The sequence below is a fragment of the Streptomyces sp. NPDC059454 genome (assembly GCF_042749965.1).
Lineage (GTDB): Bacteria > Actinomycetota > Actinomycetes > Streptomycetales > Streptomycetaceae > Streptomyces.
This window is the reverse complement of the sequence record NZ_JBHYVC010000098.1, coordinates 1-18,132: the sequence shown is the minus strand read 5'-3', so window position 1 is coordinate 18,132 and position 18,132 is coordinate 1. Positions and strand designations below refer to the sequence as shown.

Sequence of the window (18,132 nt, the reverse complement as noted above, 5' to 3'; positions counted from 1 at the left end):
GTTGGGCCCCCTGGCGGGCCCCACCTGCCCCCACCCCCCCCGGGGGGGGGGCGGGCCCCCCGCGGCGCCCCCCCCCCCGCCGGTACCCCTGTCTGTACGTCCTGACCTGCACGTATTTACGATTCAGTACCCGAGCGGTACCGTGAAGGCATGCCAGCTCTCAACGTGGAGTTCAGCGACCGCGAGCTCGAGGACCTGCGGCAGATCGCCAAGGAACGCGGTACGTCCATGAAGGCGCTCGTGCGGGAGGCGGCCGCGGCGGACATAGCCCGCCACCGCGCCCTGCAGGAGGGCGCGGAAGCCTTCCGCCGGTTCTTCGCCTCCCACGCCGACGAATTCGCCGCGGCCTTCCCGGAGGACGAACCTTCCGCCAGGGGCGCGGGGCGGGCCGCCTGACCGATGGCACCCGTGCTCCACATCGACGTGCCCTGGCTGCTCCAGCGGCACGAGGAGGTCCTCCCGGACCAGCCCGTCGTCAACGACTTCTCCGCCCTCGTCGCGGCCGTCGCCCGCCATCGCGTGGACCCGCCCCGGCTGGGCGTCGACTCCGACCCGGCCTGGCGGGCGGCGGCCCTGCTGCACACCCTCGCCGTGCTCCGGCCGCTGCCCTCGGCCAACGCCCGCTTCGCCTGTGCCACGGCGGTCGCCTACATGTTCGTCAGCGGGGTCGGCATCGACCCGCCCTACGGAGCCCTGGTCGATCTGGCGCGCGACCTGATCTCCGGCGAGGCGGACGTCTACGGCGCGGCCGACCGGCTGCGCTCCTGGCAGATCTGAACCGCGCCGGACGGGCCGCGCCGGACGCAGGGTCTCCCCGGGGCCGCCGGCCGAGGGCGGGAGGACCGGGGCCGGCGGCCGTGCGCGCAGGAGGGCCGCCGTCTCCGCACGTGACCTCCGGGAAGGGCCGTGACCAGTCGACCACGCTCCGGCGTGCGCCGGAGCGTGCGCGGGGCGCCGGCGTGCGTGCGGAGTTCGCACGGGGTGCGGAAGGGACCCGGGCGCCCCCTGGTGCGCCTCGGCTGTGAACGGCGTGAAAACCCAGGTCGAAAGCCACGGGCCACGTTTCCTTTCTGACTTTCTGTCAACGCGCAGATGTTGCCCAAGCGCCTTGTTGGTCGAGTGCGGGTTGTGCGAGAGTGAGCCACCCGTGCGGGGGGTAAAGGCCGGGGGCGCACGTGAGTTGATGAACCGGGTCCGATTCACCGTCGGTGAATTTCCGCCCCCCGTGCCGCGCCCAAGAGGTATGCACCGAACGGTCTCCTTTTCGGCGTCGGAAACCCTCGAATGTCACATGCGCTGTGGGAAGGAACCATCTCAGTGCACACCCCCCACCCCCCTCGCCCTCCGTATCCGCCGCCCGGCGGGGACCCGGGGGAATCCGACGAGTCCCTCGCCGTCCGGTTGCGGGGCCGTCCGGAAGGCGAGGCCGCCTCTTCCGTCGCGCTGCTGTCGGCACGGCACTGGCAGTCGATGCACGACTACGCGGCCGTCTGCCTCGCCTCGTCGGGGCGGACGGCCGCCATGGTCACCGCGGCCGCCCTGCACCGGGTCCTGGACCGGGTCGCCGTCGGCGAATCGGCCGTCGCGCTCCGGCCGGTGCTGCTGGTGGGCGTGCGGGACACGGTCCGCGAGTGGGCCGCGGACGATCGAATAACCGGAGTTATGCCGGAGCTGCAGAAACCGGCGGGCGGGCGCGGCATGCGCGCGGCGACCACCATGACTCCGGAAAACCGCACACTCGCTCAGCGGGCATTCCGGTCGCTGCCCGCACTCGCGCGCTGTTTGCTCTGGCACGTCGAGGTCGAGGCCGAGCCGATTTCCGTGCCGGCCGGTCTGCTCGGCATGGACCCCGACATCGCATCGGGCGCACTCGAACAGGCACGGGAAAAATTCCGTCAAGGTTGTGTCCACGCCCATCAGGAACTGGCACCGACGAAGGACTGCCGCTTCTACAACCGCCTCCTCGACGTCCCCATCCGACGGGGCGGGGCCCTGCTGCCGGACGTCCGGCAGCATCTGGCGGAGTGCCGCTACTGCCGGAACGCGGCCGAGCAACTGAGCCACTTCGAGGGCGGCCTGGGCTCGCTGATCGCCGAGGCGGTGCTCGGGTGGGGGGCCAGGCGCTACCTCGATTCGCGCCCGGGGCGCGCGACGGCCGGCCCGCGCGGCGGACGCACCGCCCGCCGTCGGCGCCGGGGCGGGGACGGGGGCGGGCGGCCCGGTGGCGGCCGGCACCGCGTGCTGTCCCGCATCCCCGTTCCCGGACGGCTGACGGGCATCGTGTTCCCGGACCCGGTGCGCTCCACCAGGACCCTGCTCACGGGCATCGGCGCGGTCTCCGCCGGGGTGCTGGTGAGCGTGCTCATCGCCGGGTCCTCCACCCCGGACGGCGGTGCCGCCGACCCGACGGGCTCCACCGGAGCGGCGGGCGGCCGCGCGGCCGTGCCGTCCGCGTCCCCGCCCGGCGCCGCCGGGCTTCCCACCGCACCGGGACGGACGCGGCTGCGCAACGTGGCCTCCGGCCTGTGCCTCGACACCCGGGGCGAGCCCCAGGACGGCTCCGGGACCCGGCTGGCGGACTGCTCCTCGGCGTGGACCCAGCAGTGGACGTACGAGGACGACGGGCTGCTGCGCAGCGTGGCCGACCCCGGTCTGTGCCTGGACTCGCACAAGGACGCCGGTGTCGTCGTCCTCGGCACCTGCGCCGACCCCGGCGGCCTGCGGGGCGACGACGTGCGGTACGACCTCGCCGTGCGGGGCGAACTGGTGCCCCGCTGGGACGTCCAACTGGCCCTCACCCCGGCGACCCCTGACGCGAACGCCGACATCGTCGTCAAGGTACGCGACCGGACCGTGAACCAGCGCTGGACCCCCGAACCCGTGCGGACGGCCACGGACTCCCTGTCCACCAGCGGCACGGACACCCCACTGGCCCGGCACGCGAAACTGGCCGAGCCGGTGACGTGAACGCCCCGGCCGGGGCACGGATCCGGCCGGGGAGGCCGCCTTGCCCCGGCCCGGGATGTGTCGTGGTGGTGCGGCACCGCACCGTGACGGCGCGGCCCGGGCAGGGCTTCGACCCGGAGGACGCCTGCCCCGGACCAGCGGTGGCCGGGAACCCGGCGCGGAGGACCGGGAGCCGGCGGGCGGTGGGACGCAAGCCCCTCCTCCGGCCCGGCGCATGAAGCCGGCCGGAGGGGACGTGGCCGGAAGACCCCTGCCCCCGGCCGCCGACGTGCGCCGTAGGGTGCGGGCCGGGGCGGGTCAGCCCGTTGCCTCCGTGAGGGCGTCGGGGCCGATCGTGGCCGGGGTGGCGTGGCCCGACAGGGCCATGGTGAGGTCGAGTTCGGCGAGCAGGCAGCGGATCACGTGTTCCACCCCCGCCTGTCCGTCGAGGCCGAGCCCGTAGACGTACGGACGGCCCAGCAGGACCGCCCGTGCGCCGAGGGCGAGTGCCTTGAAGACGTCGTCGCCGGTGCGCACCCCGCTGTCGAACAGCACGGTGAGCCGGTCGCCGACGGCCCTCACCACGCCGGGCAGCGCGTCCGCCGCGGCGATCGCCCCGGCCACCTGACGCCCGCCGTGGTTGGACACCACCACGCCGTCCGTCCCGGCGTCGGCGGCGCGCCGTGCGTCGTCGGGATGGAGCACGCCCTTGAGGACGATCGGTCCGTCCCAGTTCTCCCGCAGGAACGCCAGGTCCGGCCAGGACTTGGCGGGATCGGCGAACATGCCGACGAAGTGCATCACCGCCGCGTTCGGGTCCTCGTGCACCGGCTTGGCCAGCCCTGCCCGGAACGCCGGGTCCGAGAAGTAGTTGGCGGTGCCCACACCGTGCAGGAAGGGCAGGTACGCCTGGTCCAGATCGCGCGGGCGCCACGACAGCAGGGGAGTGTCGAGCGTGACGACGAGCGCCGTGAACCCGGCGGCCCTCGCCCGGTTCAGGAAGCTCCGGGCCACCTCCACGTCCTTCGGCCAGTACAACTGGAACCAGCGCTCCGCCTCGCCCATCGCCTCCGCGACCTGCTCCATCGGCGTGCTGGACGCGGACGACAGCACGAACGGCACGCCCTGCGCGGCCGCCGCCCGGGCGGCGGCGGACTCGGCGTCCGGATGCATGATCGACAGCACTCCGACGGGCGCCAGCGCCAACGGCGCCGGCAGCGCGCGGCCCAGCACCTCGACCGACAGGTCACGCTCGTGGACATCCCGCAGCATGCGCGGCACGATCCGGCGGCGTTCGAGTGCGGCCCGGTTGGCGCGGGCGGTGCTGCCGTCGCCCGCGGAGCCCGCGACATACCCGACCGGCCCCGGGCCCAGCCGCTGCTCGGTCAGCTCCTCCAGCCGGGTCGGATCGGTCGGCAGCCGGGGCACGGCCCCCGTCATCCCGTTCAGGTAGATCTCGTACTGAAAGTCGCCCCAGTGCTTCGCCATCCGCCCCGCCTTGTCTCCTCGAACCGCGTCGTCCCGGAGCATACTGACCGGTATGCGCGGGGAGCGTCCAGCGCCGGGCGGCCGTGGACCAGCGGACGGCGGTCGCCTCCCGCAGGGTCCGGGCCGGCTCGCGCGGCCGGGAGAACATCGCCCGGTGCCCGGTGCCCGGTGCCCGGTGCCCGGTGCCCGGTGCCCGGTGCCCGGTGCCCGGTGCCCGTCGTCACCGACTCCCAGTTCTCGCTTTTCAACACCTCCGCCACGGACGCCACTGACAACGCCGTTCACCCGCCGTCGGTGCCGGGCTCCGCCTCCTCGGGTCCGGTGTCCGGCCCCTGGGCCCGCACCCGCTGGACATGTTCCAGCGACTCGCGCAGCTCGGTGAGCCAGTCGTCGGTGTGCCGCTGGACCAGGCGTACGCACCAGGCCAGCGCCTCGCTGCGGCTGCGGGCCACCCCGCTCGCGATGAGGGTGTCGAGGACCTGCCGCTCCGGCTGGCGCAGCCGGGTCATGACGGGCGCGGCCACGTGTGTGAACAGGACGCGGCGTCCGTCGCACTCCACGCCCCAGGACACCTTCCGGCCGAAGCGGTGCTCGGCGTCCCGGGCGACCGCGATCCGGTCGTCCCGGGTGCGTTCCCGGAACTCCTGGACGCGGCCCTCGACCGCCGCCTCCCGTTCGGCCGGCGAGGCGCCCTCCGCCGGCCGGGGACCGGGAATGCGGCCGATGACGATGATCTCCTCGCGGTCGACCGTGACCTCGGCCGGCTCCTCGAAGAGACCGTCGCGGAGCCGGCCGGTGAACCAGCCCCGCAGGTGCTCTCGCTGTTCTGCGGTAATCATGTAATGACGATTACTTGCCTCGTCCATGAACACAAGGCGTCGCGGAACGGTCCGCCGAGAGCGGAATCGGAATGTTTCAGGCCGATTGCCCAGCACCCGCATTCCGGCCATCTGGCCACTTCGCGCACCAGGCGTCCGTGCGGTTACAGGGCCGCACCCCGTGCGTTCCGTGACTTCACGCCACTGATTCAACACGCAATGTTACTGAAATCCGCATGCTCGACGTGAAGTTCCGGCGCAGACTCGGCAGACTCCCGCACGCCGGTTCGGCACCGACCGAGCACGAGCCGGCGACTCGTCGACACGAGCGGAAGGAAGCACACCATGCGGAACACCGCGCGCTGGGCCGCCACCCTCGGCCTCACGGCCGCAGCCGTCTGCGCACCCCTGTCCGGGGCGGCGCAGGCCGCTCCGGGAACCACCCCGTCCGCGCTCTACGCCCCCTCGGCCCTGGTGCTCACCCTGGGCCACGGCGACAGCGCGACGACCGTCGCGCCGGAACGCGCGGTCACCCTGACCTGCGCCCCGGGCCCCTCGGGGACCCACCCGGCCGCGGGAGCGGCCTGCGCGGAGATGAACCGCGTCAGCGGCGACCTCGACGCCCTGACGATGCGGGAGGGCGTCTTCTGCACCAAGCAGTACGACCCGGTCCTCGTCACCGTCGACGGGGTGTGGCAGGGAGAGCGTGTCTCCTACGAGCGGGTCTTCTCCAACGCGTGCGTGATGAACGCTCACGGTTCGAGCGTCTTCGCGTTCTGAGACCGGGATCGCACGGTTTCCCGTGACCGCGCGGCGGCCGGCGACTGGGGAGTACCGGTCCTCCCGCGGAACGTGCGATCCCGCGCAAGGAGGCCGGCGGGCGGAGTGGGGCCGCCCGCCGGCTTCCGGGCTCTCACGGAGCCCGACGGCTCAGGCCCGGTCCCGGTGGCTGGTGTCGCACCACGGATACCGCCGGCTGCGACGGCAGGTGCACAGGGCCACCCGGAAGCGGTCGGAGGCGACGACCGTGCCGTCCTCCAGCTCGACCTCCACCGGGCCCTCCACCAGCAGCGGCCCCTTGCGTCGGACGGTGACGCGACGCGGGGTGTCAGACGGGGAGTTCGGCACGGATCACCACCAGCTCTTCCTTGTCCTCGCCCCCGGACAGCAGCCCCCGCTCCCGCAGCCAGCGCTCCCTGCCCCGTACCACCGGGCCGAAGGCGATGCGCCGGCGCCGGATCACCGCGGCCTTCGCCCCGGCCGTCCGCAACTGTCCGACCGTCAGCTCGGGGCCGCTGAGCGCCGACTGCACCAGCAGCAGGACGCCGCCCGGCCGCAGCAGCGCGGGCGCCTCCCGGCAGATCCGGTCCAGGACGAGCCGCCCGTCACCGCCCGCGTCCCAGGCCCGGGCGGCGCCCCGCGGCGGCGAGCCGCCGTCGGGCGCCGGAACGTACGGCGGATTGGCGAGGATCAGATCGAACGACTCGCCGCGCACCGGCGCGAACAGATTGCCGCGCCGGACCCGGACCGGCACACCGGCCCGCAGCGCGTTCAGCCGTGCCGCGCACACCGCCCGCCGCGAGACGTCGACCGCGGTCACCCGGCAGCCGCGCCGGGCGGCCCCGACCGCCAGGGCGCCGGATCCCGTTCCCACGTCGAGGACGTCCGCGCCCGGAGGGACGGGTTCGTCGGACAGGGCACCGGCCAGCAGCTCGGTGTCCTCCTGAGGGGCGTACACGCCCGGTGGCGCCAGTGGACTCACGGACCGCCGAGTACCCCCGCCGTCAAGAAACATGAGTGAACTCCCGGGGCAGGGGAGTGCGCAGCGACGACCGGCCGGCGCTCCAGTCCGCGAGCAGCCGGTCGCCGAGGCGGTCCTCGGCGAACACGGTGGCGTCGACGCCGAAGGCGATGTCCGCCGCGAGGTGCGGTTCCACCTCCAGCAGACCGGCGACGACCTCGTGGCGCACCACCTGCTCGTGCACCGCGTCCGCCTCCACGTGCTCGTCGTAGAAGTGCTCGGCGGCGGGCCCCGCGCCCGTGCGGCGCATCGCCTCGGCGAGCCGCCGCGAGCCGGGCGACGAGGTGATCTCGACCGCCGCGAAGTGACCCACCAGCGCACCCCTGAGGGAGCGGTGCAGCCCGAAGAGGGACATCAGGTTCACCGTCACGAGCAGTTCGGCGCAGGCCGCGTCCAGATAGCGGCCGTACGTCGTGTCCAGTCCCAGGTCCGTCATCAGGTCGGCGAAGAGACGGGCGTGCACCCGGTCGGCGCGGCCGCCGCCGTACTCGTCGAACTCGACCGCCGCCATCGCCGCCTTGGCCCGCCCCCACAGCCGGGGCAGCACCCAGGCGTGCGGGTCGGCCTCCTTCAGGTGGTACAGGGACCGCTGGGCGGCGTACTCGCGGACGTGCCACAACTCGCCCTTGTCGCGCAGGAAGTGGCTGACGCCCGTGCCGTCCACCGGCTCCACCAGGATCCCGGCGAGCGCCTCGTCGACGCCGTCGTGCCGCCGGGCGTCCGCGCGGAGCGCGGTGAGGAAGCGGTCCTCCAGGGCGGCGCGGACGCGCAGCACCTCCGGGTCCCATTCGCGGTCCGCCGCCACGCCCGCGAACCCGCGGTAGTGCAGCTCGTAGCAGAGGTACAGGGCGAGCTGGAGGTCGTCGCCGTACACGGGCGCGGCGACGACCTCCTCGTCCGGAGGCAGCGGGCCGGTGCCCCGCAGGTGGTCCTCGACGGCGCTGCTCAGGGGGCCGCGCGGTGCGGGCAGCCGGGGTTCTTCACAGGGGTGCTTCATGCGCCCCGGGTACCCGGACGGCCCAGCGGCACCCGCATCCGCGTGGCAACCGGCGGTCCGCGGGGTACTCCGTATCCCCATGAAGGCACTGGTCATCAACTGCACCCTCAAGAAGTCACCGGAGACCTCCAACACCGAGGCCCTGTCGGAGGCCGTCGTGGAGCAGCTGCGGAAGGACGGCGTGGAGGCCGACGTCGTCCGCGCGGTGGACCTCGACATCGCTCCGGGCGTGGTCAGCGAGGCCGTGCACGAGGGCGACGCCTGGCCGGGCGTCCACGAAAAGCTCCTCGCGTCCGAGATCCTCGTCATCGCCTCGCCGACCTGGCTCGGACAGCCGTCGTCGGTCGCCAAACGTGTACTGGAGCGGATGGACGCCATGCTGTCCGAGACGGACGCCGACGGGCGGCCGGTCGCCTACAACCGGGTCGCGGGCGTCGTCGTCACCGGCAACGAGGACGGGGCGCACCATGTGATCAGCGAGATCACCGGCGGCCTGCAGGACATCGGCTACACCATCCCCGGCCAGGCGTGGACCTACTGGAACCAGGGCCCCGGCCCCGGACCGAGCTTCCTCGAGGGCGGAAGCGGCCACGACTGGTCCCGCAGGACCGCCCGCGCCATGGCCGCCAACCTGCTGGGCGTCGCCCGGGCCCTGGCGGAACGACCCCTCGGCCCGCCCCCGCAATGAGGGCCAGCCCCCTGGGACTCCTCCCGGGCCTCGGTGTTCGGGGTGACGGCCTCCCCGGCCTCGCCCCGGTGACGGCGCCGCCCGGCGGAGTCACCGGGGCGCCGCTCGGCCTCCTCGGCCTCGCGCAGCACCTCGTCGAGGGCCGTCTCGGGCTTCCCGCGGTCGTCCTGCTCGGACACGGGGTCCCTCCCTTCGCCGTACGTCCGGGTCAGCCGTGCGCGGTGGCGATGCGCAGCGGTACGGGGCCGACGGCCGCCAGCTCCTTCTCGTTGAGGCGGGTGATCTCCGCCCACCAGGACGGGCCGTCCTCGATGTGGCGCAACAGCACCCCCTCGCGCAGCGCCCAGGGGCAGAGCGTCACCGTCCCCAGACCGGTCAGCTTCATCGCCGTGTGCCCCACGACCGCGCCCGCCAGGCTCTGCGCGGAGCGTGGGGCGGAGATCCCGGGCAGCCGGGCGCGCTCGGCGGCGGGCAGGGCGGCCAGCCGGTCGATCGCCCCCCGCAGGTCGGCGCAGGACAACTCCCGCTCCACGAACGGACCGTGCCGTCCGGGCGCGGCTCCGCACAGCCGCCCCAGCTGCTGGAAGGTGCGGGAGGTGGCCACCGCCGTACGGGGTCCCTCCCAGCGGATCCGGGCCGCCACGTCCCGTAGCTGGTGGCGTACCCTCCGGCGCAGCGCCCGCACCTGCTCCAGGGACGGAGGGTCCGCGTCCGCGAAGTACTCATGGGTGAGCCGGCCCGCCCCCAGCGGCAGCGAGGCGACGAAGTCGGGCAGCCGGCCGCGTCCGAAGGCGACCTCCAGTGAGCCCCCGCCGATGTCCAGCAGCGCCAGTGGCCCGCAGCGCCAGCCCATCCAGCGCCGGGCTCCGAGGAACGTGAGCTCGGCCTCCACCTCGCCGGGCAGCGTGCACAGGTCGACGCCGGTCCGGGCCCGGACCGTGCTCAGCACCTCCTGCCGGTTCGGGGCACTGCGCACCACGGCGGTCGCGAACGCCAAGGGGCCCGACGCACCCCACCGCGCGGCGGTCCTGTCCGCCGCGGCGACGGCGTCCACCAGGCGTTCCACGGCCTGCTCCGGCACCGGCTTCCCGGGCGTGACCTGCTCGGACAGCCTGAGCGGCCACTTCGCCGTGTGCACCGGCAGCGGCGCCCCGCCCGCCGTGTCCGCCACGACGAGTCTGACGGTCTTCGATCCGACATCCATCACGCTGGTTCGCATGGCCCGTGGGTACCCATTTACCGCGCGGAGCAACGGACGGGCCCCGCGTACGGCGAAGACGCGCCACAAGTGTGACCGGTCGGTAACCATCCGTCGACGGTTGACGTCACGCCATCTGCCGCCGCACCAGTTCGTGCAGCCGCCCGCCGGTGTCGGCCAGGAGCCGGTCCGGCGGGCCCTGCTGGACCACCTTGCCGCCCTCCATCACCACCACCCGGTCCGCGTCGAGCACCGTCGACAACCGGTGCGCGATCACGATCCGGGTCGCCTTCAGGGCCTTGGTGCTCTCGATGACCGTGCGCTGCGTCTCGTTGTCCAGGGCGCTGGTCGCCTCGTCGAAGAAGAGGATCCGCGGCCGGCGGATCAGCGCCTGGGCGATCATCAGCCGCTGCCGCTGGCCGCCGGAGACCGCACCGCTGCCGGACACCAGGGTGTGCAGGCCCATCGGCATCCGCCTGATGTCCTCGGCCAGCCCCGCCATCTCCGCCGCCGCCATCGCCTCCTCGGGCGTGTACGGCTCGCTCCCGCAGATGACGTCCAGGATGGACCCGGTGAACGGCTGCGCGTGCTGGAGCACCACACCGCACTGCCGGCGCACCGCCGACCGGTCGAGCGCGGCCAGGTCCTGGCCGTCGTACAGCACACTGCCGGACACCGGCCGGTCGAAGCCGATCAGCAGCCGCAGCAGCGTGGACTTGCCGCAGCCGCTGGGGCCGACGACCGCCACGAACTCGCCCGGCCGCGCCTCGAAGGACACGTCGTCCAGGACCAGCGGACCGTCGTCGGAGTAGCGGAAGGACAGCCGCCGCGCCTCGACCGCACCGGACAGCGGCCCCGGCCGGGTGCTCGCCGCGCGCACCTCGGGCGTGGCGTCCAGCACCGGCTTGATCTGCTCGAACAGCGGCAGCGCGGCGACCGCCGAGACGAACGCGCCGGTCAGCTGGGTGACCGAGGTCAGCACCATCGTCACCGAGGTGTTGAAGGTGAGGAACTCCGCCGCCGTCATCGAGCCGCGCGCCGGACCGGCCAGCAGCATGAACATCGCCAGCGTGACCAGCGGCAGGTAGATCGCGCCCAGCACGGCCGTCAGGTTCTTGATCCGGCCGGCCTTCTGCTGCAGCTCACGGCTGCGGGCGAACTCCGAAGCCCACGCGGCGTACGCGTAGTTCTCCGCCGCCGCCACCCGCAGCTTCGGCAGCCCGCGCAGCGTCTGGAAGGCCTGGTTGTTCAGCTTGTTGGTGAGCACCACCAGCCGTCGCTGCCAGCGCACCTGCCACAGCCCGAGCCCCAGGAAGACCCCCGCGACGACCACCAGCATCCCGATCGCGGCCAGTGCCATCGGGACGCTGAACCACAGCAGCAGCCCCAGGTTCATCGCGCCCACGGTGACCGACTGGGCCACCGTCGGACCGACCCCGGCCAGCATGCGGCGGATCGCGCTGATGCCCATGGCCGCGCTCGCCAGCTCGCCGGTGGACCGTTCGGTGAAGAACGTGGTCGGCAGCCGCAGCAACCTGTCCCAGACGGCCGGCTGGAGGGTGGCCTCCACCCGGCCCTCGAGACGCAGCAGCGTGAGGTTCTGCAGCAGCATGAAGGCGGCGGCCACCACACTGCTCAGCATGACGGCGAGACACACCTGAACGATCAATTCGGTCTGCGCCTTCGGCACGAACTCGCCGAGCACCTTGCCGGTCGCCAGCGGCACCAGGGCCCCGATCGCCACCGTCACCAGACCGCTCAGCAGCAGACCGGTCAGATCACCCCGCGTCCCCGTCATGCAGAACCGCATCAGCCGCAGCGGGCTCAGCCGCCGCTCGGGCAGCGGGCGGTAGAACATCACCGCGCGGGGTTCGAACTCCTCGGCGTTCGCCTTCTCGACCGGCGTCTCCCGGCCGGTCGCGGGATGCACCGCCACATAGCCGCCGCGCCGCCACAGCAGCGCCACGGGCGCCCCCGACAGGGCCCGGTGACCCACCAGCGGCCCCACGTCGTCCCGCCACCAGCGGCCGTCCAGGCGTACGACACGGGTCCGCACCCGGGAGGCCAGGGCGACCCGCTCGACCGGATCGAGCCGCTCCCCGCCGGTGCCGGACCGCGCGGGCGCGGCGAGCGTGATCCCGGCCGCCCGGGCCACCAGCTCGCAGGCCGCGTACGTGGCGTCCGCGTCGGCCGCCGTCGTGCGCCGCCCCGACCGCTTGCCGATCGCGGCGAGCAGCGTCCGGTCGGCCCGGGCGCGGACCGCCTCACCGGCCGCGATGCCCTCGGCGGTCCGCGTCTCGTGCGTGTGCTCCAGCTGCTCGATCCACCGGTCCAGCGTGGTCATCAGCCGGTACTGCTGGTCGACCATGCTCTGCCACAGCGCCGGATCCATCAGCAGATCGGCCGCCGCCTCCGCCCCGTACAGCGAGCCGTACTGCACACTGCCCGGCGGGACCTGCATCCAGAAGACGTCGTCGTCGCCGGGCGCGGTGGCGTGCTCCGTGGCCATCGGAGCCTGGAACAGCACCGCCAGACCGCGGCCCACACCGAGCGCCAGCGCGTACTCCAGGGGGCTCGTCGTGGGCGGCACGTACTGCGGGTTGCCGTACTCGTCGTACGACCAGGTCTGGGTGCTCGCCGGCTGGTACAGCTCGCGCAGGGCGATGCGGTGCACCACGCAGTCCCGCAGCGGGCGCGCCACCAGCGTGTGCGCCGGACCGGCCACCGGGCCCAGCACCAGCGAGCCGGCCTCAAGCCGGCCCAGATGGTGCCAGTGGCCCTGCCGCTCGGCGTCCACCGCGAACAGGTCCACGGCACCGGACACGATCAGCCACAACGTCTGCGGCCCCTCCAGGTCCAGCCGGCCGAACCCGGAACAGTCGATCGGCGTGCCCAGCGACCCGAGCGCGCCCAGGACGAGGTCGCCGCCCTGGCTCTCCTGCACGGCTGTCATCTCATCGCTCCCTGACCAGCGCCGCGTACGCGCCGCCGCGCGCCACCAGCTCCTCGTGCCGTCCGCGCTCCACGACCGTGCCGTGGTCCAGGACGACGATCTCGTCGCTGTCGCGCACCGTGCTCAGCCGGTGCGCGATCACCACACAGGCACAGCCGCGCCGGCGCAGGTTGTCCATCACCACCAGCTCGGTCTCCGCGTCCAGCGCGCTGGTCACCTCGTCCAGCACCAGGATGCTCGGCCGGCGCACCAGTGCCCGCGCGATCTCCAGGCGCTGGCGCTGACCGCCGGAGAAGTTCCGGCCGTCCTGCTCGACCGGGCTGTGGATGCCGCCCGGCCGGCGCAGGATCACGTCGTACAGCGCCGCGTCCTTCAGCGCGTCCACCACCGCCTCGTCCGGGATCGACGGATCCCACAGCGCCACGTTGTCGCGGACGGTGCCCTCGAAGAGGAACACCTCCTGGTCGACGAAGGAGACGGACGCGGCCAGCGCCCCGCGCGGGATGTCCTCGATGCGCTGCCCGTCGATCCGGATCACGCCCTCCCACGGCGCGTACAGTCCCGAGATCAGCCGGGACACCGTGGACTTGCCGCTGCCGGAGCCGCCCACCAGCGCCACCTGCTGCCCGGGACCCACGGTCAGGTCGAACCCGGTCAGCAGCGGCTTGTCCAGCGGGTTGTAGCCGAAGGTGAGGTTCTGCAGCTCGACGTGGCCGTGCAGGCGGCGCGTCGACTCTCCGGCGCCCGGGCGGCCGTAGACCGGGTCCGCCCGGAAGTTCTCCACGTCCTTCAGCCGGGCCACGTCTGCGGCGAAGTCCTGGATCCGGCCCGCGACCCCGTTGAGCCGGGTCAGCGGGGCGGTGAAGCGGGCGACCAGTGCCTGGAAGGCGACCAGCAGACCGACCGAGATGTGCCCCTCGACCGCCCGCATGCCGCCGATCCAGAGGATCAGCGCGCTGTTGAGGGTGGCGAGTGTGGGCGCGACGATGCCGAGCCAGGCGCTCGGCACCCCGAGCCGCTGCTGCTCCTCCAGCGTGGTGGCGTGCTGCCCGGCCCACTTGCGGAAGTAGCCGTCCTCCCCGCCGGTCGCCTTCAGCGTCTCGATCAGCTGCAGACCGGTGTACGCCGTGTTGGTGAGCCGCGCGCTGTCCGCCCGCAGCTTCGCCGTACGGGTCGCGCGCAGCCGGATGACGATCCGCATGGCCACGATGTTCAGCAGCGCCACACCGACGCCCACGAACGTGAGCTGCGGGTCGTACGTGTAGAGCAGCACCGCGTACAGCACGACCACCACCGCGTCCACGCCCGCCGCCGAAAGATCGCGGGCCAGCGTTTCGGCCACCGCGTCGTTGGACTGCAGCCGCTGTACCAGGTCGGCCGGGCTGCGCTGGGCGAAGAAGGTCACCGGCAGTCGCAGCAGATGGCGCAGGAAGCGGGCGCTGGACAGGGTGGAGGAGATCAGCCGGCCGCGCAGCAGGTTGGCCTGCTGCAGCCAGGTCAGCACCAGCGTGAGCAGCACGCACGCGCCCATCGACGTGAACAGCACGTCCAGCGTCGAGGTCCGGCCGCCGATCAGGAACTCGTCGATGAAGGTACGGCTGAGCCCCGGCACCGCCGCGCCGACCGCGACCAGCAGCAGGCTCGACAGCACCACGGCGGGCATGGTGCCCGCGGTGCCGCGCAGCCGGGCCGGCATCGCGCCGAGCACGCCCGGTCTGCGGCCGCCCCGGGTGAAGTCCTCGCCGGGCTCCATCACCAGGACGACGCCGGTGAAGCTGCCGTCGAACTCCTCCAGGGGGACGAACCGCCGTCCCTTGCCGGGGTCGTTGATGTACACCCCGCGGCGGCCGAACCGGCGGCCCATGCCGTCGTAGACGACGTAGTGGTTGAACTCCCAGAACAGGACGGCCGGCGCCGTCACCTCGGCGAGGGCGGCCAGATCCATCTGCATGCCCTTGGCGGTCAGCCCGTAACTCCGGGCCGCCTTCAGCAGGTTGCCGGCGCGCGAGCCGTCCCGCGAGACGCCGCAGGCGATGCGCAGTTCCTCCAGCGGGACATGCCGGCCGTAGTGGCCGAGCACCATCGCGAGCGAGGCGGCGCCGCACTCCACGGCCTCCATCTGGAGCACGGTGGGGGTGCGGACCGTCTTCGCGCGGGACGTGGGCACCTTGCGCTTCGGCGGGGCGGCCCGGCGCCGGCCGCGGGTCTCCCGGGCGGTGGTCACGGCAGCAGCCAGTCGACGGGACGCCGGTCGGCCAGCCGGATCGAACCCGTGGCCAGGGTCATCGAGGTCAGCTCGAACGGCGGGCCCTCCGCGGAGGACCACGCGTAACCGCTCTTCGTGCCGGACGACTTCTCCAGCTCGACCGTGACGGCCACCGGCCTGCCCTTCTTCGTGAACTGCTCGCCGAGCTGGGCGTCCCCGAGGAACGCGGCGATCTGCTGAGGGGACTGCGCCGAGCGGTCCACCGACTTCACCTCGCCGTGCAGCACGCCGTACTCCTGGCTCGGCACCGACTGCACCGTCAGGTCGACGGAGGCGTGCGCGGGGATGCCGGCGGCGCTCTCGGCGGGGACGTACACCGTCGCGTACAGCGGGGCCTTCGCGCGGGCGACCTTCTCCACGGCGGCGATGTCCGCGCCGGTGGAGATGATCTGCCCGGTGCTGGCGGCGAGCGCGGTGATCCGGCCCGCGTCGAGGGTGCGGACGACCTCGTCGCCCTGCTCGGTACGGACCTTCAGGACGGGGGAGCCGGCGGGCAGCCGCTCGCCCTCCTCCGCGAGGACGGCGGTGACCTGGCCGGCGACGGGGCTCTGCAGGACGTAACTGCCCTGCCCGTAGGTGAGGACGGCGGGCGCGCCGACCGTGGTGGACACCGAGCCGGTCACCGCCCACACCGATGCGGCCGCCATCGCGACCACCGTCACGGACAGCACCAGCCAGCCCTGCGGGCGCGCGAAGCGCACCGGGAGGTCGAGTTCCTCCGGTGACTGGAGCTTGGCGAGGGCCTGTTGGCGGAACTGCACGGGTCTTCCCTCACCTGCGTGAACTGTGCGACATGACGCGGGGGCCGTGGGCGCACCGCGAAGTCCCGGAGCCGGGGGGCGGCTCCGGGACTTCGCGGCACAAGGGCGCGATCAGAGACCGGCGACCAGGTTCGTGACCGGGGCGGTGTTCAGGCCGGTGACACCCTCGACGGTGCCGACGGCCGTGTCGACCAGGGCGGAGACCGGGGCGATGCCGTCCACCGCGCCCGTGAGGGTGTTCACGGCGTTCACGGACAGGCCGCCGGAGACGTTGTCGAGGTCGGCGTCGGAGATCTCGACGGTCTCGACCTGGGGGGTGGAGTTCATGATGGAACTTCCCTTCGTATGGATATTTCACAAGGGGGAGCGGCCCCCTCCGGTGACGGATGAAGGCCGCGACCGCGGGCGCCGAACGCCCGTCGCCGGGAGCCCGAAGCGGCCTTGCGGTGCGATGGATCAAAGCACGCGGTGGGTACGGGCTTCCAATCAATCAAACGTCTCACCAGGCAACTTGTGTCCCGCAGGAGTCCAAGCGTGCAGACGAGGGCACGGTGCGGCGGCGACTTCTTCACATGCCCCACCGCATCGACTCATCCGGCCACTTGCGCCCCGGTGGCCGGAATCCGGCACACCGGCCACAAAGGCGTACCCGGTCCGCCGGCCTGTGGACGGACCCCGGTTCCGGTGACCGGGTTGGGCATGCGGTGTGCAGATTCGCTGAAGCCCGGATTCCGTTACGTGACGGTGACCGACCGTTCGCGGGTGGTCGCCGAACGTGATCGGCCGGGTGGGATTGAACGCCCCCCGCGGCCCGTGCGTACCAACAGCCGTCCGGGCGCCCCGCAGCCGCCGAACACCGGCACGACTCCGGTCCCCCCAGGAGGTCGAGAAGTTTGAGTCACAAGCGAATTCCGAAGCGCAAGGCCGCGATAGCGGTGGGCGGTGTGGTGGCGCTCGGTGCCGCCGCGATCCTGCTCCCGAACGCCAACGCGTCGCAGGACGGCGCGTCGGACGACGCGGCGGCGCCGAAGACCCTGAAGGCGGGCGATGCCTCGGATCTCGCCTCGCGGCTCGCCGGGCTCCTCGGCGACGCGTTCGCCGGCTCCTACTACGACGGCGAGAACAAGCAGCTCGTCGTCAATGTCGTACCGGGCGACAACAACAACGTGATCGTGCAGGCCAAGAAGGCCGGCGCGGCCGTCCGCGAGGTCGACAACAGCATGACCGAACTGGAGGCCGGGGCACGGACGCTGAAGTCGGAGGCGACCATCCCGGGCACCTCCTGGGCGGTCGACCCGCGCACCAACAAGATCCTCGTCACCGCGGACAGCACGGTGACCGGCGACAAGTGGGAGCAGCTGGAGTCCACCGTCCGGAGCCTCGGCTCCGGCATGGCGACCGTCAAGAAGTCCGCGGGCACCTTCAAGACGTTCGTGTCCGGCGGTGACGCCATCTTCTCCGGCGGCGCGCGCTGCTCGCTCGGCTTCAACGTCACCGCGGGCGACGGCAGTCCGGCGTTCCTGACGGCCGGTCACTGTGCCGCCGGGGGAGACCAGTGGTCCGACGCGCAGGGCGGACAGCCGATCGCCACGGTCGACCAGGCGGTCTTCCCCGGTGAGGGCGACTTCGCACTCGTCACGTACGACGACCCCGCCACCGTCGCGCCGAGCGAGGTGAACCTCGGTGACCAGACCCTCCCGATCTCCCAGGCCGCGGAGGCCACCGTCGGCCAGGAGGTGTTCCGGATGGGCAGCACCACCGGGCTCGCCGACGGCCAGGTGCTCGGCCTGAACGCCACGGTGAACTACCCGGAGGGCACGGTCACCGGTCTCATCCAGACCAACGTCTGCGCGGAGCCCGGTGACAGCGGCGGCTCGATGTTCACCCGGGACGGCCTCGCCGTCGGCCTGACCTCGGGCGGCAGCGGCGACTGCGCCTCGGGCGGCGAGACGTTCTTCCAGCCGGTCACCACGGCCCTGGAGGCGGTCGGCGCGACCCTCGGCGACGCGGGCGCGGCCGGCGAGGAGGCCGACGGCCAGGAGATCGGCGGCGAAGAGGCCGGAGCGGGAGACCAGCCCGGCGACGGGGCCGGCGCGGGCGCCGGTGACGCCGCTGACCAGGGTGCCCAGGACGACTCCGGCCTGGCCGGAACCCACTGACGCACCCTCGCCCCGAGCACAATCCAGGCCCCGGCCCCGCCACGCACGTGGCGGCGC

General features: G+C 73.1%; 16 protein-coding genes. 6 read left to right on the top strand and 10 right to left on the bottom strand.

Annotated features, from left to right (window positions below; all coding sequences use genetic code 11):
* The first annotated feature begins 150 nt into the window (after positions 1 to 150).
* From ACFXAE_RS35030 to ACFXAE_RS35020, 3 genes are all read left to right on the top strand, one after another.
* Entirely contained in the window at positions 151 to 396 is a 246-nt protein-coding gene (locus ACFXAE_RS35030; protein WP_384723368.1) for a hypothetical protein, read from the top strand.
* A 3-nt stretch (positions 397 to 399) separates the two neighbouring features.
* Entirely contained in the window at positions 400 to 777 is a 378-nt protein-coding gene (locus ACFXAE_RS35025; RefSeq protein ID WP_384723366.1) for a toxin Doc, read from the top strand.
* A 540-nt stretch (positions 778 to 1,317) separates the two neighbouring features.
* Positions 1,318 to 2,967 (top strand): RICIN domain-containing protein, encoded by a 1,650-nt coding sequence (locus tag ACFXAE_RS35020; RefSeq protein ID WP_384723363.1) that lies wholly within the window; start codon positions 1,318 to 1,320, stop codon positions 2,965 to 2,967.
* Between the two features lie 297 nt (positions 2,968 to 3,264).
* Here the strand turns inward: ACFXAE_RS35020 and ACFXAE_RS35015 are convergent, their stop codons facing one another.
* Together ACFXAE_RS35015 and ACFXAE_RS35010 are read right to left on the bottom strand one after the other, a co-directional pair.
* Complete coding sequence (locus ACFXAE_RS35015; RefSeq protein WP_384723360.1) at positions 3,265 to 4,434, bottom strand: lactate 2-monooxygenase; 1,170 nt, start codon at positions 4,432 to 4,434, stop codon at positions 3,265 to 3,267.
* A gap of 281 nt (positions 4,435 to 4,715) precedes the next feature.
* On the bottom strand, positions 4,716 to 5,273 hold the full coding sequence (locus tag ACFXAE_RS35010; protein WP_384723357.1) for a hypothetical protein: 558 nt from the start codon (positions 5,271 to 5,273) through the stop codon (positions 4,716 to 4,718).
* A gap of 324 nt (positions 5,274 to 5,597) precedes the next feature.
* Between ACFXAE_RS35010 and ACFXAE_RS35005 the strand changes: the two genes are divergently transcribed.
* On the top strand, positions 5,598 to 6,032 hold the full coding sequence (locus ACFXAE_RS35005) for a subtilase-type protease inhibitor (RefSeq protein ID WP_384723354.1): 435 nt from the start codon (positions 5,598 to 5,600) through the stop codon (positions 6,030 to 6,032).
* Between the two features lie 150 nt (positions 6,033 to 6,182).
* Here ACFXAE_RS35005 and ACFXAE_RS35000 read toward each other — a convergent pair whose 3' ends face one another.
* Genes ACFXAE_RS35000 through ACFXAE_RS34990 form a run of 3 tightly spaced genes read right to left on the bottom strand, consistent with a single transcriptional unit; the run spans position 6,183 to position 8,050 of the window.
* On the bottom strand, positions 6,183 to 6,380 hold the full coding sequence (locus tag ACFXAE_RS35000; RefSeq protein WP_030226631.1) for a CDGSH iron-sulfur domain-containing protein: 198 nt from the start codon (positions 6,378 to 6,380) through the stop codon (positions 6,183 to 6,185).
* Positions 6,361 to 7,047 carry a HemK2/MTQ2 family protein methyltransferase gene (locus ACFXAE_RS34995; RefSeq protein WP_384723351.1) on the bottom strand — a complete coding sequence of 229 codons (687 nt, stop codon included), beginning with the start codon at positions 7,045 to 7,047 and terminating at the stop codon, positions 6,361 to 6,363. Before ACFXAE_RS34995 ends, ACFXAE_RS35000 begins: the two co-directional genes overlap by 20 nt.
* Positions 7,037 to 8,050, bottom strand: a complete 1,014-nt coding sequence (locus ACFXAE_RS34990) for an iron-containing redox enzyme family protein (protein ID WP_384723348.1) — start codon at positions 8,048 to 8,050, stop codon at positions 7,037 to 7,039. The genes ACFXAE_RS34995 and ACFXAE_RS34990 overlap by 11 nt, the downstream gene beginning before the upstream one ends.
* 79 nt (positions 8,051 to 8,129) lie before the next feature.
* On the opposite strand from ACFXAE_RS34990, the gene ACFXAE_RS34985 reads away from it, so the two are divergent.
* Positions 8,130 to 8,738, top strand: a complete 609-nt coding sequence (locus ACFXAE_RS34985) for a flavodoxin family protein (RefSeq protein ID WP_384723345.1) — start codon at positions 8,130 to 8,132, stop codon at positions 8,736 to 8,738.
* A 208-nt stretch (positions 8,739 to 8,946) separates the two neighbouring features.
* Here ACFXAE_RS34985 and ACFXAE_RS34980 read toward each other — a convergent pair whose 3' ends face one another.
* From ACFXAE_RS34980 to ACFXAE_RS34960, 5 genes are all read right to left on the bottom strand, one after another.
* Entirely contained in the window at positions 8,947 to 9,957 is a 1,011-nt protein-coding gene (locus ACFXAE_RS34980) for a Ppx/GppA family phosphatase (protein ID WP_384723342.1), read from the bottom strand.
* Between the two features lie 106 nt (positions 9,958 to 10,063).
* Entirely contained in the window at positions 10,064 to 12,889 is a 2,826-nt protein-coding gene (locus ACFXAE_RS34975; protein WP_384723339.1) for an NHLP bacteriocin export ABC transporter permease/ATPase subunit, read from the bottom strand.
* Position 12,890: 1 nt separating this feature from the next.
* Entirely contained in the window at positions 12,891 to 15,113 is a 2,223-nt protein-coding gene (locus ACFXAE_RS34970) for an NHLP family bacteriocin export ABC transporter peptidase/permease/ATPase subunit (protein WP_384723337.1), read from the bottom strand.
* Entirely contained in the window at positions 15,110 to 15,916 is an 807-nt protein-coding gene (locus ACFXAE_RS34965) for an HlyD family efflux transporter periplasmic adaptor subunit (RefSeq protein ID WP_384723334.1), read from the bottom strand. The genes ACFXAE_RS34970 and ACFXAE_RS34965 overlap by 4 nt, the downstream gene beginning before the upstream one ends.
* Before the next feature lie 111 nt (positions 15,917 to 16,027).
* Positions 16,028 to 16,243, bottom strand: a complete 216-nt coding sequence (locus ACFXAE_RS34960; RefSeq protein WP_384723331.1) for a type A2 lantipeptide — start codon at positions 16,241 to 16,243, stop codon at positions 16,028 to 16,030.
* A gap of 566 nt (positions 16,244 to 16,809) precedes the next feature.
* Between ACFXAE_RS34960 and ACFXAE_RS34955 the strand changes: the two genes are divergently transcribed.
* Positions 16,810 to 18,075 (top strand): S1 family peptidase, encoded by a 1,266-nt coding sequence (locus ACFXAE_RS34955; protein ID WP_384723328.1) that lies wholly within the window; start codon positions 16,810 to 16,812, stop codon positions 18,073 to 18,075.
* Positions 18,076 to 18,132: the final 57 nt, after the last annotated feature.